Below are 23,023 nucleotides of genomic sequence, written 5' to 3' on the forward strand. Positions count from 1 at the left end.
GAAAGATGTGCTACTGAGTAGCATGATCTGTCCTGTCGAGGGAGTGCCACAATGTCCGTCAAGGCGTCAGTTTCCATCTCCGATCAACAGGACAGCTTCGCGCGCAGGCTGGTGGAGGAAGGGCGTTACGCCAGCCTCAGTGCCGTCGTCCAGCGTGGGCTGGAACTGCTTCGGCAGGAGACCGAGTTGAGGGACGCCGAGCTTGCTGCGCTTCGCGACCTGCTGGCAGATCGTAAGCAGGACGACTTCGTCTCCGTTGAGGAAGGTAAACAAAGAACAGCAGCCATGATAGCGGCCAGAAAGGCCGGCTATGGCCTATAAGGTCCTGCGTTCAACACAGACAGATCAAGACCTCGGCCTCATTCTCGACCATCTCATCCAGTCCTATCTCGACCTCGGCGACGCCTTGCCAGCAGCTTTCACGCGCGCTGTACGACGCGTGGGGTCGATTGAAGCGGATATGGAAGCGCTTCATAAAGCGCCCTTCCAGGGAACATTGTTGCCCGAAATATTACCCGGCCTTCGCCGGGTAACGAAAAATCAGGCTGTCTTTTATTTCGATATCGATGAGGGTGAAAAGACCGTGCGTATTCTCGCGGTCTTTTTCGGCGGGCAGGATCATCTACGCTATATGCTCACGCGCCTCGTGTCCGGTCGCACCGTCAGTCTTCCCTAAACCTCGTCGAAAGCCCCGCCTTCCCGCGAGGGATTGCGGTTGATCACCCGTTCCTCGGCATCGTCGGGCAGGGCCTCGTCGCTTTCCTGATAGGGGTCGTCCTCGCTCTCGGCCTCTTCTTCCTCGATTTCCTGTTCGATGGATTGCGGAATCTCTCCCTTGGCGGGAAGGGCGTCGATGTCGAGATCAAGCAGATCCTCGTTCATGGCGTCTTCGTTAAGGGGCAGGATTTTCTTGCGGTCCATGACGGTGTCCTTTCTATCGGTTCTTCGGCAAACGGCCGGGCGCGCGGAGGGTTCCTGCCGCGCGAGAATTCCTTCGGAACAAATGACCTGAAAAAGCCGTCTTGACCTCAATGGCGCTTGAGGTTCTAGTTTGCCCGCCGTATCGCAAAAATGGAAAGGATACGGCTTTGTCGAGTATCGAAATGGCGGAGAAAAACGGCTGGAGCGAATTGCTGAGCGGGGCGAATCTCTCGCTTCTGACCGTCATCTCCTCCGGTATCGGCCTGCACGCTTTTAATCAGTTCGCTGTCGTGACGGCCTTGCCCGTGGCCGTGAACGAAATCGGCGGCGCGGGTTTTTACAGCTGGGCCTATAGTCTTTATTTCGTCGGTTCCGTGGCGGGCGGTGTCACCGCCGTGCTGTTTCGCGAACGTTTTGGCGCGCGCACCGTCCTGCTTCTCTGCTGCCTGATCTTTTCCTTCGGTTCGGTTCTCTCGGCAATTGCAGGTGACTTTTTGTGGGTCGTCGTCGGCCGGGCCTTGCAGGGACTGGCGGACGGGCTGATCGTCGCCGTTTGCTACAGTCTCATTCCCGCCGGTTTCCGCTCCGGCCTGTTGCCGAAGGTCTTCGCCATCGAGGCGGCGATCTGGGCGGTCGCCTCCTTCATCGGCCCGCTGACCGGCGGTTTTGCCACCGAACACATCTCCTGGCGCGCCACCTTCCTGCTGTCGGCGCCGCTGATCCTGCTGCTTCTGGCCTATACCACCATTGCCGTCTCCGCCGAGCGGCCGGTGGCGGCGACGCGCAAACCGCTGGTGCCGCTGGTTTTCTGCCTTGTCGGCGCATTGGCCTTTTCCGCTCCTTCCGCCTTCGAGGATGCGAGCCTGCGGGCGATTTCCCTGCTGGCGGGGGCGGTGCTGTTGTGGGCGTCGCTGCGGGCTGGCACACGGCCTTCCGTCGGATTGTTCCCGAAGAATTCCTTCCGGCTGAAGACGGTGCTCGGCAGCGGTTTCTGGGTGCTGTTCCTGATGTCCTATGCCCATGCGCTGGGCAGCGTCTATCTCGCTTATGTCGCTATCAATCTCTGGCAGCATGAGCCCACCTTTGCCGGTTTCATCGTGGTGACGATGCCGCTTGCCTGGAGCTTCGTGGCAATGCTGATCGGCAGCCTGCGCTCTAGCCGCCTGCGGGAACTGTGCCTGCATTACGGTCCCTACCAGATGGTGCCGGGCTGCGCCCTGCTGGGGCTGGGGCTGGCGACCGGCAACTGGGGAGAAATGCTGCTCGGGCAAATCCTGATCGGATCGGCCTTCGGCATGTCCTGGGCCGGCATCAGCCAGGCGGCAATGGAAGCAGCGCCGGAAGAGGAACGCAAGATGACGGGTGCGCTTTTGCCGACGGTCGCGACGCTCGGCTCTGCGGCCGGTGCTGGCGCAAGCGGCACTGTCGCCGCCGCCAGCGATCTCGTGGCGCAGATCGAGCGTGCGGATGTGACGATGCCGATGGTTTATCTTTATGGGCTGGGTGTGGTCGTATCGCTGCTGGCGATCATGACCGCCAGCGGGTTGCGGGGTGAAAGGCGCTAGAGCATTTCCAAAAAAAGTGGAACCGGGTTTTCCGTCCGGAAATGCGACCCAACAAAGTGAAAGGCCCTTCGCGGCCTTGATCAGGACTGGGTGGCAGCGATGGTGATCGCCGCCAGATAAACGACGAAGGACATAATGGCGATTGCGCCGATAATGATGATGATGCCCTTGCCGGCGCGTTTCTTCTCTGCCTTGTTTTCATTGGCTTCGGTTGGAAACAGGATCGGATCGCTGGTGTCGCGGATTTTGGTCATGCCGTTTCTCCTTTCGGCGGATTGGGCGGTTTCGGTCTATCAACCGCCCAATCCGTCAAAAGGTTCCTCACGGTTTCAGCGCCCAGCTGGTGGCATGCACCACCGCGCCGGGGGCGGCCTTCAGCAGCGCCGAGCGCACGGGTTCGAAACCTTCGATGCGCTTGGTGCCCACATATCGCCCGCGATTGGCGAAGACCTCAATCGAGCCATAATCGAGAAAGATGCGGATGCGGGATGCCTTGGCTCCCCTGGCGATATAATGCGGCGAGGGGCCGTCGCGCCCGTCCTCATGGCAGATCCACAGCCCCGTTTCATCGGAAACGACGCCAAGCTTAACCGTCGGATGATCGAGCACCAGTTCGAAGGGCGCGCCGGGTGAGGCAAGCTCGAACAATATTTCCACCGCCCCGTTGATGAAGGTGACGCGTTCGCCGGCGGCAAGCCGCGTGCGGTCGAGGATATGGCTGCGCAGGCTTTCCGCCGCGCCGATGGGCGGGGTCAGAAGCTCGCCATTCACATAATGAATCCGGCGCGGCAGCGTCATCGAGGTCGGGAAATCGATCTCCGGATTGGCATCCGCCCAGTTTGCCAGCCAGCCCATGCCGATGATGCTGTCGCCATCGAGAAAGGCCTGGAAGGCGTAGTTGTCGGTGCCGAAATCCAGTTCCTGCCCGGATTCCTTGGTGAAGGCCTTGCCGTCAAACCAGCCGACATCGGCCATAGTCAGGTTCTTGCGGCCGGTCTCCGGGTCCTCCGAATGCATCAGCCCGTAAATTAGCACCCAGCGGGTGGAGCGGGCATTGACCGGACCATCGAGCGGCAGCAGGCAGGGGCATTCGATGGCCGTTGTCTTGTAGCGTGTTTCCACCCAGAGTTTGCCGACATAGGTCCAGCCCGATGCCGCCGTGGGGTCGAGCGTTTCGTAGAGCAGAATGACGCCGCCGCCATCGCTCTGGCTGCCAAGCACCATTTTCCACAGGCCATCCGGGCCACGAAAGACGTAAGGGTCGCGGAAATCCGGTGTCAGCCCCTGTCCGTCCGGCCGGGTGCCGAGAATGACCTCGGCCTGCCCAGCCATGATGAGATCGGACGAGGTGGCGGTCAGCTGTATCTGCTGCTCGGGAATGCGGTCCTGCACCTGCTCTGTGAAGAAGACGCGGATGCCGGTGCCTTCCACCAGCGGAATGGTCGAGCCGGAATAGGCGCCGCCGCGCTTATCCGGCCGCGTCGTCAGATCCTCTGAAGGGAAGAGGAAGATCGGCAGGTGCCGCCAGCGCAGGTAATCGGAGGAGACGGCATGGCCCCAATGCATGGTGTTCCAGCGCAGGCCGTGAGAATAATGCTGATAAAACAGATGCGGGCGGCCCTCGAAGCGGCCAAAGCCGTTCGGGTCGTTCATCCAGCCAAAGGGCGGACGGAAGTGATAGCTGCCGGGAAGTTCGGGTGCGGCATTATCAGGCTTGGTATGGACAACGGTGATGCCGGTTTCGAGCACATCGGACGCGGTGAACCAGTAGATGACGGAAACGGCTGTCGTGACGGTGTCGTAACTCAGTTCCACATGGCCGCCGCCAAACACCTGGTAGATTCGAAAACCGAACTCTTCCGTATTGACGCTTGAAACTTCAGCGAATTTTCCATTCTGGTTGGAAAAGGAGACGGCGCCGGGCTCGGCATCTTTTTTCGCCTTCAGCCAGACATGGAAGGTGGCGTTGACAGGCAGTTCGGTGTGGAGGGTGCGGATGGCGCTTTCCGGTTCGGCTGCGGCTTCAACAACGGTCATTGCTTTTCCTTTCCGTTCGGCATTCTGCTGGTCAAGCATAGGAACGATGATGGCGCGGGAAAGTTCATTGCGCAAAATTGAATGAGGCGATGGAGGAGGCGCGGCATTTATCGCTCGCATCCGTCGCCTTCCGGCCCCATATAGGGACAAAGCAGGGAGTTTATCCGTGATGAAATTCGACAATTCCTATGCCCGCCTGCCGGAACGCTTCAGCGCCGCCGTGCTGCCGACGCCGGTGAAGGCGCCGCGCCTCATCGCTTTCAATCGCGGGCTGGCCGACGAACTCCTTCTCGATGTGGCCGGCCTTGATGATGAAAGGCTGGCGGCGATCTTTTCCGGTAATGTCTTGCCGCAGGGGGCCGAGCCGCTGGCCATGGCCTATGCCGGCCACCAGTTCGGCGGCTTCGTGCCGCAGCTGGGCGATGGCCGCGCCATTCTACTTGGTGAAGTGATCGACATTAACGGCAAACGCCGCGATATCCAGCTCAAGGGCTCCGGCCCGACGCCGTTTTCACGCAGGGGAGACGGCCGTGCGGCCCTTGGCCCGGTGCTGCGCGAATATATCGTGTCGGAAGCGATGTTTGCGCTTGGCATTCCCGCCACGCGGGCGCTTGCGGCCGTCCTCTCCGGCGAAAGGGTGCAGCGCGAAGTCGGCCTGCCGGGCGGCGTCTTCACCCGCGTTGCGGCAAGCCATATCCGTGTCGGCACGTTCCAGTTCTTCGCCGCGCGCGAGGATGACGAGGCGATCAAAAACCTCGCGGACTACGTGATCGACCGTCATTATCCCGAGGCGAAAGAGGCAGACAATCCTTACCTCGCCCTGCTGCGCGGCATCGCCGGGAGGCAATGCGAACTCATCGCTCGCTGGATGATGGTGGGTTTCATCCATGGCGTGATGAATACCGACAATATGGCGGTCTCCGGCGAAACCATCGATTTCGGCCCCTGCGCTTTCCTCGATGAATATCACCCCAACAAGGTCTTTTCCTCCATCGATGCGCAGGGCCGTTACGCCTTCAACAATCAGCCGGGCATCGCGCAATGGAATATCGCAAGACTGGCGGAATGCCTGCTGCCGCTGCTCGATCCGCAGGTAGAAAAAGCCGCCGAACTCGCCAATGCCGTTCTAGCCGATTTCGCCGCCGCCTTTCCCCAACGCTGGCTTACCGGTATGCGAGAAAAGCTTGGCCTGACGACCGAGGAAGAGGGCGACATGGATCTGGTGCAGGCGCTGCTGGCGCTGATGCAGGCATCTGAAGCGGATTATACGCTGACCTTCCGGCGTCTTTCCCATGCGGCCAATGGCGACGCCGAGCCATTCCGCGGCATGTTCATCGATATCGCGGGGGCGGACGAATTTCTCACCCGTTGGCGGGAAAGAGCCGGTCGTGAGGGTATTTCCGATTCCGAAAGGTCAGGCGCGATGCTCTCTGCCAATCCCGCCATCATCCCGCGCAACCACCGTATCGAGGAACTGATCGAAGCGGCGGTTGAAGAGGATGATTTCGAGCCCTTCCACGCCATGCTGAGAGCAATCGCGACGCCTTTCGAAGAGCGGCCGGATAATTTCGTCTATATGCAGCCGCCGATGAGCCATGAGCGGGTGTTCAGGACATTTTGCGGGACGTAAGCGTAGCGCTGATCCGCATGCCGGAGCGAGCGGGCGCCTGTTTCGCCTTCTCCCCGGCGGGGAGAAGAAACCGGCGGCGATGTTGTGCCTTTAAATCACCCAACCCGCGCCAGCGGCTCATGCGAGCCATAATACCGGCCAAACCGGTTTTCGAGGAACTTCGGCAGCGCCACTTCCTCCTGTCGAACGAAGCCCTTCTGCGGCAGGGCGCCTTCCGCGAGCAGGTCGAGAACCGTGCAGATGCCGGCGGCGGTAGTGATCTGGATGGCGCTCATCATGCGGCCGGAAACCGGGCCGGCATAGACCTTGTTGGCATAGGTTTCCTGCAGGAAGCGGCCGTTGCGGGTGCCGCAGACGGTGACGAAGACGATGACCACATCCTGCATGGTGCCGGGCAGGGCGTTTTCGAACAGGTCCTTCAGCACATCGCGGCGGTTGCGCAGGTTGAGGTCATTCAGAAGCGCCTTCATGATCGCCACATGGCCGGGGTAACGGATAGTGCGGTAGTTCATGGTCCGCACCTTGCCTTCCAGCGTCGCGCAAAGCGTACCGAGACCGCCCGAGGTGTTGAACGCCTCGTAGGTGATGCCATCGAGCGAGAACTCCTCGCGCTCCTCAAGGGCCGGAACGGCGGTGAGGCGGCCTTCGACGATCGCTTCGCAGGGCTCGATATATTCGTTGATCAGCCCGTCGGTGCTCCAGGTGAGGTTGTAGTTGAGCGCATTGGACGGATATTGCGGCAGAGCGCCGACGCGCATGCGCACGCTGTCCAGCTTGTCGAACTTGGCGGCGAGATCGGCAGCGACGATGGAGATGAAGCCGGGGGCGAGGCCGCATTGCGGAATGAGCGCGGTTTCGGCCGTTTCCGCCAGCGCCTTGACCTTGCGGGTGGATTCCACGTCTTCGGTGAGATCGAGATAATGCGTGCCGACGGCAACGGCCGCTTCGGCAATACCCGCCGTCAGGTGGAAGGGGGCGGCGGAGAGCACGGCGAATTTGCCTTTTAGCAGTGCTTCCAGAGCGGGACGGTCGGTAATGTCGACGATTTCGGTGTCGACCCGTTCATGCGCCGGCACATTGGCCAGCTGATCGGCTGAACGATCGGCAACCGTGATGCGATAATCGCCTGATGCGGCCAGCATCCAGGCGATTGCCGAACCGATATTGCCCGCGCCGATGACGACAATGTTTTTCATGTTTTTGTTCCCCGCAGTAAATTCGCATGTCTGCGCACCGGATGCGCTTTAAAGACAGAATGCCAGCTTTTTTTGACGATTCGCAGCTTCACTATGTGCGGATAGATGGTTAATATTGAGCAATTAGACGACAGGATTGGTCACTATGACGATTGCCGACAAGGACCGGGCGCTGCTCGCCCTGCTTTCCGAAAATGCCCGCATGCCGGTGGCAGAGCTGGCGCGCAAACTCGGCCTTTCGCGCACCACGGTGCAGGCCCGCATTGAGCGGCTGGAGGCGGACGGGGTGATTGCCGGTTATGGTCTGAGGCTTTCGGAAAGCTATCTTTCCGGGCTGGTGCGCGCCCATGTGCTGATCACCATTGCACCCAAGGCGCTGCCCGGCGTGACGGCGGCACTTGCCGCCATCAAGGAGGTGACGACGCTGCATTCGGTGAGCGGGACCTTCGATCTCATCGCCATTCTGGCCGCTCCTTCGATCCTCGACCTCGACCGGTTGATCGACAGGATCGGCGCGCTTGACGGCGTGGAGCGGACGTTGTCGTCGATCATTCTTTCGACGCGGATTTCGCGGTAGGGATTTTGGGGAGTGCGACAGGCGCAAAGCCCGGTGGGTGCGCGCGATACTTTCTTCTTCCCTCATCCCTGTGACAAGCACAGGGATGAGGGAAGTAAAGGACGGTGACCTTACCCTAAACCACCGCCCGCTCATCATAAGCCCTCTGCGCCGCCATCACCGCGTCGATATTGCCCTCCGCCCAATGGGCAAGTGCCGCCACCGTGTCGGTCAGCGTCCGCCCCAGCGGCGTCAGCGAATATTCGACCGTCACCGGCACAGTCGGAAAGACCTGCCTCGAAATCAGCCCGTCGCGTTCGAGCTTCTTGAGCGTCTGCGACAGGACCTTTTGCGAAATGCCCTTGATCTCCCGCCGCAGCAGGTTGAAGCGCACCGCCTCCACCCGCAGCCGGTCGAGGATCAGCAGCGCCCATTTGTCGGCGATCCTGTCCAGCACCATGCGGGTGGGGCAGCGGTCTTCATAGACGTCATAGATACGTTCCATGGGTTTGTTCCGTCGTTTCAGGGCCATGCCGGTTTCCGCGAGGATACCAGATAACCGAAAAGTGCTCTCTTTTCATGATTTCGTAAACGCAGTACCTGTGTTTTCGAAACATGGTTTCCATTAGATACTACGGAGATTTGAGATGGCAGGCAAGATACTCGTAATCGGTTCCACCGGCACCATCGGCACGCCGCTGGTGAAAGCGCTTCTTTCCAAGGGCGAAAGCGTTAAGGCGGCCTCGCGTAGCGGCAACGCCACGGGCGGCGCGGAAGGTGTGCGTTTCGATTATACCGACGCATCGACTTATGCGGATGCCTTCGATGGCGTTGACCGTCTGTTCCTCATCCTGGCTGGCGGTCGTCTGGATGCCATCGACGCGCTGACGCCCGTTGTCGAGGAGGCCGCGCGCCGCAAGGTGAAGATCGTGTTCCTCAGCGTCCTCGGCGTCGATGCCGATGATTCCATTCCCTATCGCCAGATCGAGCTGAAGATCATCGCTTCGGGCACGCCTCACGTCATCCTGCGCCCCAACTGGTTCGCCAATAATTTCCACAGCTACTGGAAGGCGGGCATCGACCATGGCCAGATCGCCGTTCCGGCGGGCGAGGGCAAGTCGAGCTTTATCGATGTTCGCGATATCGCCGACAGCGCCGCCGCCGCGCTGACCTCTGATGCCTTCAATGGCAAGGCTTTCAACCTGACGGGTCCGAAAGCCCTGGGTTACGGCGAAGCGGCCGCGCTGATTTCGCAGGCGATCGGCAAGCCGGTTTCTTACGCTGCCGTTTCGGATGAGGTCTTCATCGGCATTCTCACCGGCGCGGGCGTGCCGCAGGACTACGCCTCGTTCCTCGCCTCGATCTTTTATCCCGTGCGCGAAGGCTGGACGGCCGTGGTGACTGGCGATGTCGAAACGCTGACCGGCCATGCGCCGCGTTCACTGGAGACCTATATCGCCGACAATCTGGACCGGCTGAAGGGCTGAGGCTCCAAGCGAGCCCGCCGCGTTCACGCCGGATCGGTGGAACCGCGGCGGGCTTTGAAGAGCATCTTCAGCCGCTGAATCTCGTCCGCGTTCCAGCCCTGTGGCTCGGTCACCTCCGTCCATGCATCGATATAATGTTCCGGCGCATAGACATGGCCGTAACCGATCGGTGCCGTGGTGGCGGCGGCGACATCGAGACCGAGCTGCAGCAGGGTGACGACCGGGAACCAGCGGAAGGATGTGGAAACGTCAGGCCCGTGATGCACCATCCATTGCGGCCGCCGGTAAAGTGAGGCGGCCTCGAAGAAGGTTATGGGGTCGCTGGCATATTGCAGATAGACGATCCGCATCGGCCCCCATTCCGCATCGGGCATATGGGCTGTCGTATATTGGTTGGCGAAGCGGATGACGGAGGAATCGCGGAAACGCGGCAGCCATTCCGGCGTGCCCTTCACCCGGCCATTGGTGGCCATGCGCCATGTCGGGCTGGAAAAGGGCGGACCGCTCCACAACGCGCCCTGGAAGGGGTCTGCCAGCACATCGTAGAGATCGGAAGATTTCTGCGAATTGAGCGAACCGAGGCTGAGGCCATGCAGGTAAAGCTTCGGCCGCGTTTCCTTCGGCAGCGTGGTCCAGTAGCCGTAGACGGCCTCGAACAAAGCGCGTGCCGTCTCGACACCGTAATCCGGCTCCGTCAGCAAGGCGATCCAGCTGGAAAGATAGGAATATTGCACGGCGACGCTGGCGATATCGCCGTCATGCAGATATTCGACCGTATCGAGTGCTTCCGAATCGATCCAGCCGGTGCCGGTGGGAATGACCACCAGAAGCACCTTGCGTTCGAAACCGCCGACCCGTTTCAATTCCTCCAGCGCTAAGGCCGCTCTTTCTTCCGGCGCCGAAGCCGAGTTGAGGCCCGCATAGACCCTGAGCGGTTCCTTTGCCGGGCGATGGGTGAAGGCGGATATGTCTGCGCCATCAGGGCCTTCGGCGACGAATTCGCGGCCGCGTCGGCCGAGCGATTCCCACGCCATCAGCGAGGCGCTGCTGCCGGTCTTGAGCGGATCGGAAGGGCGCGGCACGTCAGGCTCGATCAGCGCATCCACCTGTTTCAGCGAAGAATCCGCAAATCTGAGACCGATATCGAAGATCAGCCCGTTCAGCAGCATCCATGAGAGGACGATTGCTGCCGCGATGCCGAGCACATTGGCAAGTCTGCGCGGCAGGAAATGACCGCTGCGCGCCGCAAAGAACCGGCGGATAAGCTGGAAAAGCCGGCCTGCGCCGATAAGGATGGCGGCGACCAGCACGGCAAGGCCGCCGGTCTTGGTGGGGTGGGCGCTGGGCAGCGGATCGAGCTCCATCAGAACGCGGATGGAATTCTGCCAGTCCTTCGCCTGCCATAAAAACGCGATTGCGGTGATGGCGGCGGCGAGCGCGATGAGAAAGCGAATGCCGCGCATATTGTGGCGCGAGGGCTCGGGCAGTTCGAGATAGGCCCAGACGGCATGCAGGGCGACACCGATCATATAACCGATGGCAAAGGAAAAGCCGCACAGCACACCCTGCATCAGCCAGGTTCGCGGCAGGAGCGACGGGGTAAGTGAGGCGCAGAACAGAATAGCGCCAAAGACGATGCCGGTTGCCGAAAGGCCCGCAAACAACCGCCCAACCCATTGTTTCACCAACTTGACTCGCCCCTTTTGCTCACCATCTGGCATCGAGTGTAATATGTGGCGGACGAGGGTGCAAATCCTGTGGTGAGGACAAAAATCACGATGATAGGAAAATAATCCTTTACAGCGTGACGGTGGTTTGATAGTGTTTGGCTACAGTCGGAGATTTGCGGCTGGGTCGCGGTTGGTTCAGAAATATCAGAGCGCTGGATTTTACGAATAACAAGGCTTTGCTCTCTTCCCTCATTCCTGTGCTTGTCACAGGAATCCAGCTAGCCCAAGTCCTTGGGCTGAAAAGCCTCCCTCCGCCGCGCGGACGCGCGTCGACTGGATTCCTGTGGCAAGCACAGGAATGAGGGCTGTGGGGAGGCACCACCCACAAATGAACCGCGTCGCATGCCCATGTTCATCTCCATTTCCCTCCCAGGCCAATCCGATGACAAATGCTCATAATTGCGACCCGGTGCTCTACGGAGCCTGGCCGGACAGGCCTGCTTATGCGGATGAGGCCGCGCCTGAGATCAAATCGCGGGCAGATAGGCTGGCCGCCGCAGATGCGGCGCGCAACGGCAGTCTGCGGCAGTTGCTGAACGAGCTGACGGAGGAGATGCGCGATCAAGTCTGCATGTATCGCAATCTTCGGCAGTCGGGCGAGGCGGGGCTTTTGCCTGATGCCGACGACACGGAAGGCAAGCAGGCCCGTGCCGATGTGAAAGTTGCAACGGATCAGCTGTCGCTCATCGTCCGCACTCTGGAGCGGATCGACGCGCTGCAACGGGTGCTGGCGGAAGAGCGGCAAGCGCTGATGGGCGAGGATGAAAACGATACGCAGGATTATGAGGCGGCGGTGGCGCATTTCCTCAAACGCATCGACGAGCTGGCCGAGCAGAAATGCCGCGAGAGGCTGGAGGCGATGGCTGCGTCCGGCACTCCGGCGGGGTCTGACTGAGGCATGGCGGACGTTTTGACCGAAGTGAGCCTTCAGGCACAGGTCTTCAACCTCCTGCGCGACTGGCGCTTCATCGGCAACCTGCCGCAGCAGCCGCCGGAGGGCGACTGGCGGACATGGCTGCTGATTGGCGGGCGTGGTTCCGGCAAGACCCGCGCCGGGGCGGAATGGGTGCATCATGTCGCCTCCGCCGGCAAGCAGTCGGATTTGCGCATTGCGCTCGTCGCCGAGACGCTGGGCGACGCCCGCGAGGTGATGATCGACGGCATTTCCGGCATCTGCCGCATCGCCCGCCGCCATCGCCCCGCCTTCGAGGTGTCGCGCCGGCGGCTGCTCTGGCCGAATGGCGCGATGGCGCAGGTGTTTTCCTCGGAAGACCCGGAAAGCCTGCGTGGCCCGCAATTCCACATGGCCTGGGCGGATGAGCTCGGCAAATGGAAATATCCGCAGGAAACCTGGGACATGCTGCAATTCGGCCTGCGTCTGGGTGAGGTCCCCCGGCAACTCGTGACCACCACGCCGCGGCCGATTCCGCTGCTGAAGGCGCTTCTCGCCGATCCCTCGACACGGGTGGCGCGAATGCCGACGGCGATGAATGCGCGGAATCTCTCGCCCGGTTTTCTGAAAGCCATGCAGGACCGTTACGGCGGCACGCGGCTGGGGCGTCAGGAAATCGGCGGCGAATTGATCGATGAGCGCGAGGGCGCGCTGTGGAAACGCGCCGATCTGGAAGCGATCATCGATGCGGGACATGAACCGCTTGCGCGGATCGTGGTGGCTGTCGATCCGCCCGCGGGCATCGGTGAACATTCCTGCTGCGGCATTGTCGTGGCCGGGCTCGGCATATCCGGGCGTCTTAACGTGCTTGCGGATTGTTCGGTGGAGGGCGAAACGCCGGCAGGCTGGGCCCGCGCCGTGGTCGCCGCCTTTCGCGGCCACGAGGCGGACCGGGTGGTGGCGGAGGTCAATCAGGGCGGAGAGATGGTTCGGGCCATGCTGCAGAGCGTGGACGCCAACCTGCCGCTGACACTGGTGCGGGCAAGCCGCGGCAAATTCACCCGCGCCGAACCGGTTGCGGCACTCTACGAGCAGGGCAGGGTGTGCCACGCCGCACGGTTTGAAAAGCTCGAAGACCAGATGACGGATTTCGGGCCGGATGGTCTTTCTTCAGGACGCTCGCCCGACCGGCTGGATGCGCTCGTCTGGGCGATCACGGCGTTGACGACCATGGTGGTGAGTGAACCGAAGGTGCGGGGGATGTGAGGCCGGCGATTATTGGCTCCCGCGAAGAGAGCCAATTACCGGTCGAGCGGATGCCGCCTGTTTCCTCTCCCCGGCGGGGAGAAGAAAAGCGGGGTACCGTCAACGCCCGAATTCGGGCGTCTGGCGGATATTACTTCTTCGGGGATTGTGCCGGTTTCGGCTGGGAGCCGGTTTCGCGCATCTGGCGCCACTCGTTTTCGAGCCGGTCATAAACGGTCTGGGGGATTGTCGCTGTCATGGCATTCCTCCTTGAATGGTTAACGCTGCAGGATTGCGCGGTGAATGGAGTTAGCGCGCTAAGGTTCCGGAATTCAAGGAATTTTTTACCCCAAAACCACGGGGCGCGGATTAAAATCGATTAAGGTTTTTTCAAATCGATTTAGTTCCGGCGACTGTCATGTGGAAAAACCCGGCGTCATATCGCCCATCATTTTCAGGAGCAGTCATGGCTTATGACGAGGCGCGATTCTTCGCGTCGGCGCGGATTTCTATTTTCGGCGGTCGCCTGCGCACCGCCCAGCTTGCCGGCACGAAAACGATGCTGGCAGGGTTCAAAAAGGCGATGCCGGGCGGCGATCCGCGCTGGCTCGCCTATATGCTGGCGACGGCCTTTCACGAGACGGCAGCGACCATGCAGCCCGTGCGCGAAACCCTGGCGGCAAGCGACGCGGAAGCGATGACAAGGCTCGACCGCGCCTTTGCGGCGGGCAGGTTGCCCATGGTGCGCAAGCCCTATTGGCGGCCGGACACCGAGGGTAAGAGCTGGCTGGGGCGCGGCTTCGTGCAGCTGACGCATCGGCGCAACTACGAGGCCATGTCGGCGCTGACTGGCGTTGACCTTCTGGAGCGACCGGAGCGGGCCATGGAGGCGGAGGTGGCCACCACGATCCTGATTCACGGCATGTCGGGCGGCGGCTTCACCGGCCGCAGGCTCGCCGATTTCTTCAGCGACAGGCGCGAGGATTGGGATGGTGCCCGGGCCATTATCAATGGCAGCGACAGGGCGCGGCTTGTAGGCGGTTACGGGCGCGCATTTCATCACGCGCTTGTCGCTGCCCGGATTGAACCCGGGCGGGCCAGATGATAACCCGTTACCCGGTACCGAAAAGGCCGCCTTTTTAAGTTTGCATGACAGGTGACACCGTGATCCGCCATATCGTCTTTTTCACCGTTCCCGAGGAAAACCGCGACGCCGTGCGCAAGGGGCTTTCCGGCCTCACCGCGATACCGCATTCGCTGAAGCTGGAAATCGGCGAGAACGTGAAGAAGGACCAATGGGGCAACTCGGTCGATTTCATCGTCTATGGCGAGTTCGAAAACGAGGCGGCGCTGGCGGCTTACAAGGCCGATCCCGCCTATGATCTTTCGACCCGCACGGTAAAGCCGCTGCGCGAGACCCGCGTTGCCGCAGATTTCGACAGCGATACGGCGGTGAAAGCGCCGATCCGGTAACGTCCGCTTCCGCCTGCGAAGGTGGCGCGCATCCGCACGTAGTCTACTGATAACGGGCGCACATCTTTCCTTTGTCGTAGGGCTGAGGCCCCATCTCCCTCATTCCTGTGCTTGTCACAGGAATCCAGCCGACGCGCGTCTGCGCGGCGAAAGGACTCTTCCCAGCCCAAAGACTTGGGCTGGCTGGATCCCTGTGAAAGCACAGGGATGAGGGGCATCGGGACTTGAGCGGCCATCAAAACAAGGACAATTCCATGCGATTTCCCTTTTCCCTGCCGCGCAAGCGCCCGGCGGATGGCAGAGCCGTGCCTGAAAGCCGGAAAATGGCTGATGGCTTCATGGCGGTGGCGGTGCAGGGCGGGCAGGCCTTCTGGTCCGGCCGGTCCTATGCCGCACTTGCCCGCGAAGGCTTTATGAAAAACCCGGTGGCGCACCGCGCCGCCCGCATGGTGGCGGAAACATCCGCCTCGGTCAGCTGGCTGCTCTATGATGGCGAAGAGGAACTGGCCGATCATCCGCTGCTGGCGCTGCTTTTAAAACCGAGCGCCCATATGGGCGGGCCGGATTTTTTCGAGGCGCTTTATGGCCACCTCATGCTGGCCGGAAATGCCTATATCGAGCCGTTAACGGTGGGTGGGCAGTTGCGTGAACTGCATCTGTTGCGGCCCGACCGGGTGAGCATCGTCGAAGGACAGGACGGCTGGCCGGTGGCCTTTGATTACCGCGCCGAAGGCCGGGCATCCCGGCGCATCGCCGCCGAGCGCGACGGGCTAGGGCTGTTGCACCTGAAACTCTTTCATCCGCTGGATGATCGGGCGGGTTTTGCACCGCTCGCTTCCGCAGGGGCCGCGCTTGATCTGCACAATGCCGCAAGCCAGTGGAACAAACGCCTGCTCGATAATTCCGCCCGGCCTTCCGGGGCGCTGGTCTACCAGCCGAAGGAGGGCGGCAATCTCTCCACCGAGCAATATGAGCGGCTGAAGCGTGAGCTGGAGGAAGGTTATCAGGGGGCGATGAATGCCGGCCGTCCGCTGTTGCTGGAAGGCGGGCTGGACTGGAAGGCCATGGGTCTTTCGCCGCGCGACATGGATTTTCTGGAGGCCCGCAACGGCGCGGCGCGCGATATCGCGCTTTCGCTCGGCGTGCCGCCGATGCTCATCGGCATTCCCGGCGACAATACCTATGCCAATTACCAGGAGGCGAACCGCGCCTTTTATCGTCTGACCGTCCTGCCGCTCGTTTATCGCACGGCGGCGAGGCTCTGCGGCTGGCTTTCTCCGGTCTTCGGCTCGGGGTTGAGGCTCGAACCTGATCTCGACCGGATTGCCGGGCTTGCCGGCGAGCGGGATGCGCTCTGGGCACGCATCGGCGCGGCATCATTCCTGAGCGACGAAGAAAAGCGCGAAGCCGTCGGTTATTGATCACCGACCCGGCGGGATCGAAGCCCCGGCCTCGTGTTCAATCATTTTCTGAAGAAGCGGAATCTCCCTGTGAGGTCTTCCGCCCAAGCGATTCCGAAGACTCACAAAATCACCCGGCGCAGGCGCGCAAAAAACGCCTGCGTGCGACGCGGCGCGTCCGCCCGATAACAACATCCTAGAACGGAATGATTACCCATGTCTGAATTCGCCAATGAGGCCGGCATCTGGGCCGCCCGCATCACCGGCGCCGTGGCGGGCGCGGGTGTGTCGCTCGTCTACCTCCTGCCGAAAAGCAAACGTGAGGCTGCGAGCCGTTTCATCACCGGCGTGTCCTGCGGCATGATCTTCGGCGGGCCGATCGGCCTGTGGATCGTGCAGCAGCTCGATATTGCCGGCGCGCTTTCGGGGCGGGAAATCATGGTGGCGGGGTCCGCCGCCGCCAGCATGGGGGCGTGGTGGGGGCTGGGCGTGCTGGTGCGTATCGCCGACCGTTACAGCGCCCGCCCGCGCGCCTGACACTTCCTTCACATCGCAGGAGTTTTCCATGCACGTTTATCGCGGGCCGCGTCCCGCCACGCGCAAATTCGCCAATCTGGAGCTGCGCGGCATTACCAGCGACGGCACCTTTTCCGGCTATGCCAGCGTCTTCGGCGAGATCGATCTCGGTCAGGATGTCATCGAGCGCGGCGCGTTCCGTCGCTCCATCGAGGAGCGGGGCGCGGCCGGCATCCGCATGCTCTATCAGCACGACCCTGCCGAACCTATCGGCGCCTGGCGGACCATCCGCGAGGATGAGCGCGGCCTTTATGTGGAGGGCGTTCTCGCACCCGGCGTCGCCCGCTCCCGCGAGGTGCATTCGCTGATGAAGACCGGCGCGCTGGACGGGCTGTCGATCGGCTTTCGCACCGTACGTTCGAGTAAAGAGGGGCGTTCCAGTAAGGATGGGCGCTCCGGCAAGGCGGCGGGCTCAGGCGTCCGGCGCATTCTGGAGGCCGATCTCTGGGAAATTTCGGTCGTGACCTTCCCGATGCTGCCGTCCGCGCGGGTTTCCGACGTCAAGCACGCCCGCTTCTTCCGCGACCGCGAGACCGAGCTGGTGCGCAACATGCGTCGCGCTGCCCGCTCGCTGTTCGACACGGCATTCAAACGCTGACTTCCGGACAATCACCCACAAGGAAACGACATGACAGACCAGATGACGAAACCGGCCCCGATGACCGTCGCGCCGCAGGTGAAGGCCGTGCCCGATACGGTGACGGCCGCCTTCGATGAGTTCATGGAAGCCTTCGAGGCCTTCCGCGAAACCAACGACCAGCGGCTTGCCGATATCGAGCGCAAGATGGGGGCTGATGTCGTGACCCGCGACAAGCTCGACCGCATCGACAAGACGCTCGACGACAACCGCAGGATCATGGACGATCTGGCGCTCAGGAAAGCGCGCCCCGCACTTGGCCGCAAGGACGCGCTTTCCCACGATGCCGAGGAGCACAAGGCCGCTTTCGAGGCCTATATCCGCCGCGGTGAGGAAGGCGCGCTGCGCGATCTGGAGGCGAAGGCTTTTGCCGGCTCGACCGGAGCCGATGGCGGCTTCCTGCTGCCGAGTGAGACGGATGGCGAGATCGGCCGGCGCATGACGGCGATTTCGCCGATCCGCGCACTGGCAACCGTGCGGCAGGTTTCCGCCGCCGTGCTGAAAAAGCCCTTCGCGCCCGGCGGCATGACGACCGGCTGGGTCTCCGAAACGGCGGCGCGCCCGCAGACGGCAACGCCGCAGCTTGCCGAGCTTTCCTTCCCGACCATGGAACTTTACGCCATGCCGGCGGCTACGCAGGGCCTGCTGGATGATGCCGCTGTCGATATCGAGGCCTGGATTGCTTCCGAGGTGGACATCGCTTTCGCCGAACAGGAGGCCGCCGCTTTCATCGCCGGCGATGGCGCCAGCAAGCCCAAGGGTTTCCTCTCCTATACCACCGTCGCCAATGATAGCTGGAGCTGGGGTAACATCGGTTATGTCGCGACCGGCGTTTCGGCCGGCTTTGCTTCCGCCGGGCCGATGGATGTGCTGCTCGATGCCGTCTATGCGTTAAAGGCCGGCCACCGCCAGAACGGCACCTTCCTGATGAACCGCAAGACGCAAGGGGCGCTGCGCCGCTTCAAGGATACGAGCGGCGCCTATCTGTGGCACCCGCCCGCCGCCGCCGGCCAGCCGGCCTCGCTGATGGGCTTCCCGGTGACGGAAGCGGAGGACATGCCGAATGTGGCGGCCAACAGCTTTGCCATCGCCTTTGGCGATTTCCGCGCCGGCTATCTCGTCGTTGATCGCACGGGCGTGCGCATCCTGCGCGATCCCTATTCGGCCAAACCCTATGTGCTGTTCTACACCACCAAGCGTGTGGGCGGCGGCGTGCAGAATTTCGAGGCGATCAAGCTGGTGAAATTCGGGGTGAATTGACCGCGGCCCTTTCTTCTCCCCGCCGGGGAGAAGATGCCCGAAGGGCAGATGAGGGGCAACGTTGCCGAATATCTCTACCGTCACCCCCTCATCCCGCTGCCGCGACCTTCTCCCTCTCGGGGAGAAGGCAACAAGCCGCCACCGCTCGCTCCCTCTTTGATTGCCGTCCTTCCGGAGACCCCATGACCTATGCCCTCATTCATCCGCCGCAGGCGGAGCCGCTGACGCTTGCCGAGGTCAAGGCGCATCTGCGCCTCGACGGCGACGACGAGGTCGCGCTTCTTGCCGCACTCATCCGCATCGCCCGCGAGCATCTGGAACGCACGAGCGGGCTTTGCCTCCTCCGTCAGACCTGGCGGCTTTATCTTGACCGGTGGCCGCAGACGGGCGTGATTCTGATTGGCAGGACACCGGTGCAAGCCATCGAAACGATTCTGGTTTTTGACGGAGAGGGGCATTCGGCGGATATCACCGCCGGGGAGAAATTGCTCGACGGTGCGGCGCGTCCGGCAAGGCTGTGGCTGCGCGATCCGCCGGCTCCCGGCCGGGCGATGAACGGCATCGAGATCGATTTCATTGCCGGTTACGGCGAAGCGGGAACGGATGTGCCCGACACGCTGAAACGCGCCATGCTGATGCATGTGGCACAGATGTTCGCCTTTCGCGGTGCTGTCGCCCCGGAAAACCAGCCCGCCGCCGTTCCCGCCGGCTACGAGCGGCTGGTTGCGCCCTTCTGCCGTCTGGGGCTTTGAGACATGAACCTTGTTTTTCTCGATCCCGGCAAGCTGACGGCGCGGCTGGAACTGGACGTGCGGACCGAAACGCCGGACGGGCAGGGTGGTGCTGCGGAAAGCTGGAATTTCCTGCGGTCGCTCTGGGCTGCGATCGAACCCGTTTCGGAGGCATCCCATGAACGGGCCTCGGCCGAGGGCGTGACGATCACCCACCGCGTCTGGCTGGCTTACCGCGATGACATCACCGCTGGCATGCGCTTTCGCAAGGGCCGCCGCATTCTGGCGATCCGGGCCGTGATGGACCCGGATGAGACATGTCGCTTTATCGTCTGCCGCTGCGAGGAGGAAAGCCGATGAGCGCCGCAAACCCGCTTCTTCAGGCGATTTTCGCATGGCTGACGGGCGATGCGGTGCTGACGGCGCTCATCCCCGGCGGCATTGTCGACCGGCTTCTGCCGCGCGCGGTTCTGCCATGCATCGTTATCGGCGATCTTGAAAGCAGGGATTATTCGACCGCCACGGAAAAGGCCGAGGAGCATTTCCTCTCGCTGCAGATCTGGAGCGATGCCAATGGCCGCAAGGGTGCGGGGGAGATCACCGCTCGTGTGACGAGCCTGCTCGACGATGCGGCGCTGCCGATTGCCGGGGTCTCTCTCGTCAATCTGCATCTTCTCTCCAGCCGCTCGCGCCGCGAGGCGAAGACCCGGAATTTCATCGTCGAGATGCGCTTCAGGGCGGTGACGGAGTAGTGCCGTTTCAGGCGTTCTGCCTGCGCACGGTTTTCCACAGGACGATCAGGAGCACAAACGAAATGGCGATCAGCACGGCGGCGACGCCAAGCATGGCCGCCACCCCGCCGCGATCCAGCGCTAGCGTGAAAATAACAGGTGCAACGGCAATGGCGAGGTTCTGCGGCAGGGAGATACGCGCGGCCTGCAGCCCATATTCTTCCGGGGAAAATACCGCCAGCGGCAGCACGGCCCGGCTGACGGTGAGCACACCGGCGCCGAAACCGAAAAAAATGATGAAACCGATGAAAGCCGGCATGGCCGGGGCAAAGCCAAGCAACAGCAGCAGCGACAGCAGCAGAAGACAGAAGCCGATCATGGCGGTGAGGAAGGGGCTGCCGCGTTTCCCAAGCAGGAAATCCAGCCCGCGCGCCGTAATTGCCAGCAGGCTGCGCGCCGATGCCAGCTGGACGGCAAGCGATTGCGTTGCGCCCGCCTGAACGAGCAGCAGCGGCAGGAGCGGCGACAGGCCGAAGGTCGTAAAGGCGCTGATCGTCGTCATGGCCGCCAGAAGCAGAAAAGCCCGGCGTGTATCGACTGGCGTGGACGAAAGGGCGTCGGCTTTCTGCCGCTTCGCTTCCTTGCGGGGCGGACGGTCGGGAAGGATGAAGAAATAGAGCGGCAGAAGCACGAAGAGCTGCAGACAGGCATAGAGCAGAAGTGTGCCGCGCCAGCCGAGATGTTGTTCCGCCAGCGCGGTGACGGGCAGGAAAACCGCGCCCGAAAGCCCGGTGAACAGCATCAGAAGCGTCAGCAACCGGCCGCTTTCCGCACCCACACGCTCCACCACGGCGGTATGGGCCGCCGTCGTCAACCCGCAGGTCGCGGCCAGACCCATTACGGCCCAGCCGAAAAGATAGCTTGTGACACCGCCCGAAAAGGCGAGCACGGCAAAGCCGGCGGCAAAGAGTACTGAGCCGGCCACCAGCACAGGCGCCGCGCCGCGCTGGACGAGCATTCTTCCCAGCAGCGGGCCGCAAAGCGCGCTGATCAGCATCATGATGGTGAGGCCGGCAAAAACGATCTCGTTGCCGATCGCCAGTTCGCCGCCGATCCGTGGCGCCAGAATGGCCAACATGTCGAAACCGCTGCCCCAGCTGATGATCTGCCCAAGCGCCAGCACGCCGATAAGGCGCACGCGGGACGTCATGGAGGCGGCGTCGGACATGGTGAGATCGCGGGGTGCGAGGTGCGGGAAACCATTTGGTAGCAGGCCCGCCGCACCCCCGCAACCGCAATTTAAATGAAAGGAAACAACATGGTGGCGCAGAAGGGCAAGGACCTGCTGCTGAAGATCGACAATGCCGGCGCCTTTGCGACCGTGGCGGGGCTGAGAACAAAACGGCTGGCCTTCAATGCGCAGGCGGTCGACGTGACGGATGCCGAAAGCGCCGGGCGCTGGCGCGAGCTTCTCGCCGGCGCGGGCGTGCAGCGGGCATCGCTCACGGCCTCCGGCATCTTCAAGGACCAGGCGAGCGATGCGCTGGTGCGCGGCGCATTTTTTGCGGGCAGCATTCCCGGCTGGCAGATCGTCATTCCCGATTTCGGCTCTATTGCCGGCCCCTTCCAGATCGTCGCGCTCGAATATTCCGGCCGCCACGATGGCGAAGTGCAATTCGAGATCGCGCTGGAATCGGCCGGTCTTCTAACATTCGGAGCGCTGTGATGCCGCAAGGGTTACGTTACGGGCGGGCGAACCGCCATCGCGGCGAGATAGAAGCGCTGATAGACGGCGAAAGGCGCATCCTGTGCCTGACGCTCGGGGCTCTTGCCGAACTCGAAACCGCCTTTGAAGCCGATGACCTCACCGCGCTCGCTGAACGTTTCGCGAGCGGGCGCATGAAGGCGGTGGACATGATCCGGGTGATCGGCGCGGGCCTGCGCGGCGCGGGCAACGTCGTTTCCGACGAGGATGTGGCCGCCGCCACGGTGGAAGGAGGCATTGCCGGCCACGCCGCGATCGTCGCCGATCTTCTGACCGCGACTTTCGGCGGGTTGAAAGGCGAGACGCCACCGGACCCTTGAGTGCCGCAGCAGGCGAGGCGACGCCGCGCCCATTCCCCTGGGACGCGGTGATCCATACCGGCCTCTTCCTGCTGCGGCTTTCCTCCGAAACCTTCTGGATGATGACCCCGAGGGAATTTTTCGCGATGACGGGTGGCAACGCCGCTTCGCGCGGCCCTGACCGTCAGGCCATGGAGGGGATGATGCGGCAGTTTCCGGATGGGTGAGTTGATCTCAAAAACGAATGGCATTTCAAAATTTTGCGGCTCCGGTTTGAATCAGAAAGGCAAGCGCGATGACGGGCGAAAGATCGATTGCGGAGAACCGGGAGGAGGCGGAGGCGCTCTCCGAGGTGATGGGTGATCTCGAGCAGCGTACCGAGCGGTTCGGTGCGGCCCTGACCTCGGCCCTGCAGGCGGCGGCGACGGGCGGCAAGGGGCTGGACGATGTGTTGCGCGGGCTTGGCCAACGGCTGTCCGGCATCGCGCTTTCGGCCGGGCTGAAACCGCTGGAGAGCATTATTGGCGATGCCGTCGGCGGGTTGTTGAACGGCGGCGGTTCGCTGTTCGCCTTTGCCGATGGCGGGGTGCCGGGGCGCAGCATCACGCCTTTTGCCGATGGCGGCGTGGTCTCCAGCCCCGCCTTTTTTCCGATGGGCGGCGGACTTGGCCTGATGGGTGAGGCGGGGGCGGAAGCGATTTTGCCGCTGAAGCGCGGTTCGGATGGCACCCTCGGTGTTGCCGCACCTGCGGGCGGCGGCGGGGCGCAGATCGTTTTTAACGTGACGGCGACGGATGCTGCGAGCTTCCGCAAAAGCGAAGGCCAGATCGCCGCCATGCTGGCGCGCAGCGTCGGACGCGGCCAGCGCGGATTGTGACGCGCGCTCACTTTC

General features: G+C 62.3%; 28 protein-coding genes. 21 read left to right on the top strand and 7 right to left on the bottom strand.

Going from position 1 to position 23,023, the window contains the following annotated elements:
- Positions 1 to 51 precede the first annotated feature (51 nt).
- Positions 52 to 321, top strand: coding sequence for a type II toxin-antitoxin system ParD family antitoxin (locus DA915_RS04735; protein WP_003509217.1), 270 nt, complete (start codon positions 52 to 54; stop codon positions 319 to 321).
- Positions 311 to 676 (top strand): hypothetical protein, encoded by a 366-nt coding sequence (locus tag DA915_RS04740; protein WP_060726102.1) that lies wholly within the window; start codon positions 311 to 313, stop codon positions 674 to 676. Before DA915_RS04735 ends, DA915_RS04740 begins: the two co-directional genes overlap by 11 nt.
- On the opposite strand, the gene DA915_RS04745 is transcribed toward DA915_RS04740, so the two are convergent.
- A complete protein-coding gene (locus tag DA915_RS04745) occupies positions 673 to 921 on the bottom strand; it encodes a hypothetical protein (protein ID WP_003509215.1) in 249 nt (82 codons plus the stop codon). The two genes, DA915_RS04740 and DA915_RS04745, sit on opposite strands and share 4 nt — an antisense overlap.
- Before the next feature lie 176 nt (positions 922 to 1,097).
- On the opposite strand from DA915_RS04745, the gene DA915_RS04750 reads away from it, so the two are divergent.
- Positions 1,098 to 2,486 (top strand): MFS transporter, encoded by a 1,389-nt coding sequence (locus DA915_RS04750; protein WP_244600694.1) that lies wholly within the window; start codon positions 1,098 to 1,100, stop codon positions 2,484 to 2,486.
- A gap of 80 nt (positions 2,487 to 2,566) precedes the next feature.
- Here the strand turns inward: DA915_RS04750 and DA915_RS04755 are convergent, their stop codons facing one another.
- Entirely contained in the window at positions 2,567 to 2,740 is a 174-nt protein-coding gene (locus DA915_RS04755; RefSeq protein ID WP_020009686.1) for a hypothetical protein, read from the bottom strand.
- Positions 2,741 to 2,807: 67 nt separating this feature from the next.
- On the bottom strand, positions 2,808 to 4,523 hold the full coding sequence (locus tag DA915_RS04760; RefSeq protein WP_107675294.1) for a glycoside hydrolase family 32 protein: 1,716 nt from the start codon (positions 4,521 to 4,523) through the stop codon (positions 2,808 to 2,810).
- Positions 4,524 to 4,692: 169 nt separating this feature from the next.
- Here DA915_RS04760 and DA915_RS04765 point away from each other — a divergent pair, with 169 nt between their 5' ends.
- A complete protein-coding gene (locus tag DA915_RS04765; protein WP_107675280.1) occupies positions 4,693 to 6,153 on the top strand; it encodes a YdiU family protein in 1,461 nt (486 codons plus the stop codon).
- Between the two features lie 95 nt (positions 6,154 to 6,248).
- On the opposite strand, the gene DA915_RS04770 is transcribed toward DA915_RS04765, so the two are convergent.
- Positions 6,249 to 7,349, bottom strand: a complete 1,101-nt coding sequence (locus DA915_RS04770; protein WP_080866011.1) for a saccharopine dehydrogenase family protein — start codon at positions 7,347 to 7,349, stop codon at positions 6,249 to 6,251.
- Positions 7,350 to 7,494: 145 nt separating this feature from the next.
- Here DA915_RS04770 and DA915_RS04775 point away from each other — a divergent pair, with 145 nt between their 5' ends.
- Positions 7,495 to 7,926, top strand: coding sequence for an Lrp/AsnC family transcriptional regulator (locus tag DA915_RS04775; RefSeq protein WP_052817598.1), 432 nt, complete (start codon positions 7,495 to 7,497; stop codon positions 7,924 to 7,926).
- 115 nt (positions 7,927 to 8,041) lie between these two features.
- Here DA915_RS04775 and DA915_RS04780 read toward each other — a convergent pair whose 3' ends face one another.
- Entirely contained in the window at positions 8,042 to 8,410 is a 369-nt protein-coding gene (locus DA915_RS04780; protein WP_003509204.1) for a helix-turn-helix domain-containing protein, read from the bottom strand.
- 142 nt (positions 8,411 to 8,552) lie between these two features.
- On the opposite strand from DA915_RS04780, the gene DA915_RS04785 reads away from it, so the two are divergent.
- The gene (locus tag DA915_RS04785) at positions 8,553 to 9,392 is read left to right on the top strand and encodes an SDR family oxidoreductase (RefSeq protein WP_107675281.1); all 840 of its coding nucleotides are present in this window, start codon (positions 8,553 to 8,555) and stop codon (positions 9,390 to 9,392) included.
- A gap of 23 nt (positions 9,393 to 9,415) precedes the next feature.
- On the opposite strand, the gene DA915_RS04790 is transcribed toward DA915_RS04785, so the two are convergent.
- Positions 9,416 to 11,056 (bottom strand): alpha/beta-hydrolase family protein, encoded by a 1,641-nt coding sequence (locus tag DA915_RS04790; protein ID WP_192886410.1) that lies wholly within the window; start codon positions 11,054 to 11,056, stop codon positions 9,416 to 9,418.
- 448 nt (positions 11,057 to 11,504) lie between these two features.
- Here DA915_RS04790 and DA915_RS04795 point away from each other — a divergent pair, with 448 nt between their 5' ends.
- From DA915_RS04795 to DA915_RS04850, 11 genes are all read left to right on the top strand, one after another.
- Positions 11,505 to 12,017, top strand: a complete 513-nt coding sequence (locus DA915_RS04795) for a hypothetical protein (RefSeq protein ID WP_107675283.1) — start codon at positions 11,505 to 11,507, stop codon at positions 12,015 to 12,017.
- A gap of 3 nt (positions 12,018 to 12,020) precedes the next feature.
- The gene (locus tag DA915_RS04800; RefSeq protein ID WP_162708892.1) at positions 12,021 to 13,280 is read left to right on the top strand and encodes a DNA-packaging protein; all 1,260 of its coding nucleotides are present in this window, start codon (positions 12,021 to 12,023) and stop codon (positions 13,278 to 13,280) included.
- Positions 13,281 to 13,725: 445 nt separating this feature from the next.
- A complete protein-coding gene (locus DA915_RS04805; protein WP_107675284.1) occupies positions 13,726 to 14,364 on the top strand; it encodes a hypothetical protein in 639 nt (212 codons plus the stop codon).
- A gap of 59 nt (positions 14,365 to 14,423) precedes the next feature.
- Complete coding sequence (locus DA915_RS04810; RefSeq protein ID WP_031233658.1) at positions 14,424 to 14,732, top strand: Dabb family protein; 309 nt, start codon at positions 14,424 to 14,426, stop codon at positions 14,730 to 14,732.
- Positions 14,733 to 14,986: 254 nt separating this feature from the next.
- Positions 14,987 to 16,153 (top strand): phage portal protein, encoded by a 1,167-nt coding sequence (locus DA915_RS04820; protein WP_107675296.1) that lies wholly within the window; start codon positions 14,987 to 14,989, stop codon positions 16,151 to 16,153.
- A gap of 195 nt (positions 16,154 to 16,348) precedes the next feature.
- Positions 16,349 to 16,669 carry a DUF6107 family protein gene (locus DA915_RS04825; protein WP_003509186.1) on the top strand — a complete coding sequence of 107 codons (321 nt, stop codon included), beginning with the start codon at positions 16,349 to 16,351 and terminating at the stop codon, positions 16,667 to 16,669.
- A gap of 28 nt (positions 16,670 to 16,697) precedes the next feature.
- Positions 16,698 to 17,306 carry an HK97 family phage prohead protease gene (locus DA915_RS04830; protein WP_003509185.1) on the top strand — a complete coding sequence of 203 codons (609 nt, stop codon included), beginning with the start codon at positions 16,698 to 16,700 and terminating at the stop codon, positions 17,304 to 17,306.
- A gap of 30 nt (positions 17,307 to 17,336) precedes the next feature.
- On the top strand, positions 17,337 to 18,605 hold the full coding sequence (locus tag DA915_RS04835) for a phage major capsid protein (RefSeq protein ID WP_107675285.1): 1,269 nt from the start codon (positions 17,337 to 17,339) through the stop codon (positions 18,603 to 18,605).
- A 182-nt stretch (positions 18,606 to 18,787) separates the two neighbouring features.
- Positions 18,788 to 19,357, top strand: coding sequence for a phage head-tail connector protein (locus DA915_RS04840; protein ID WP_107675286.1), 570 nt, complete (start codon positions 18,788 to 18,790; stop codon positions 19,355 to 19,357).
- 3 nt (positions 19,358 to 19,360) lie between these two features.
- Positions 19,361 to 19,696: a phage head closure protein gene (locus DA915_RS04845; RefSeq protein WP_020809569.1), complete on the top strand. Its 336-nt coding sequence runs from the start codon at positions 19,361 to 19,363 to the stop codon at positions 19,694 to 19,696.
- Positions 19,693 to 20,088: a DUF3168 domain-containing protein gene (locus DA915_RS04850; protein ID WP_087743622.1), complete on the top strand. Its 396-nt coding sequence runs from the start codon at positions 19,693 to 19,695 to the stop codon at positions 20,086 to 20,088. Before DA915_RS04845 ends, DA915_RS04850 begins: the two co-directional genes overlap by 4 nt.
- 7 nt (positions 20,089 to 20,095) lie before the next feature.
- On the opposite strand, the gene DA915_RS04855 is transcribed toward DA915_RS04850, so the two are convergent.
- On the bottom strand, positions 20,096 to 21,295 hold the full coding sequence (locus DA915_RS04855; protein WP_003509834.1) for an MFS transporter: 1,200 nt from the start codon (positions 21,293 to 21,295) through the stop codon (positions 20,096 to 20,098).
- Positions 21,296 to 21,385: 90 nt separating this feature from the next.
- Here DA915_RS04855 and DA915_RS04860 point away from each other — a divergent pair, with 90 nt between their 5' ends.
- The 4 genes from DA915_RS04860 (at position 21,386) to DA915_RS04875 (ending at position 23,008) form a co-directional block, all read left to right on the top strand.
- Positions 21,386 to 21,793, top strand: a complete 408-nt coding sequence (locus tag DA915_RS04860; RefSeq protein WP_099086136.1) for a phage major tail protein, TP901-1 family — start codon at positions 21,386 to 21,388, stop codon at positions 21,791 to 21,793.
- Positions 21,793 to 22,152, top strand: a complete 360-nt coding sequence (locus DA915_RS04865) for a gene transfer agent family protein (protein ID WP_107675287.1) — start codon at positions 21,793 to 21,795, stop codon at positions 22,150 to 22,152. Before DA915_RS04860 ends, DA915_RS04865 begins: the two co-directional genes overlap by 1 nt.
- Complete coding sequence (locus DA915_RS04870; protein ID WP_099085542.1) at positions 22,149 to 22,358, top strand: rcc01693 family protein; 210 nt, start codon at positions 22,149 to 22,151, stop codon at positions 22,356 to 22,358. Before DA915_RS04865 ends, DA915_RS04870 begins: the two co-directional genes overlap by 4 nt.
- Before the next feature lie 68 nt (positions 22,359 to 22,426).
- Positions 22,427 to 23,008: a phage tail tape measure protein gene (locus tag DA915_RS04875; RefSeq protein ID WP_107675288.1), complete on the top strand. Its 582-nt coding sequence runs from the start codon at positions 22,427 to 22,429 to the stop codon at positions 23,006 to 23,008.
- Positions 23,009 to 23,023: the final 15 nt, after the last annotated feature.

This window comes from Agrobacterium sp. LAD9, assembly GCF_003031125.1.
GTDB classification, from domain to species: domain Bacteria; phylum Pseudomonadota; class Alphaproteobacteria; order Rhizobiales; family Rhizobiaceae; genus Agrobacterium; species Agrobacterium radiobacter.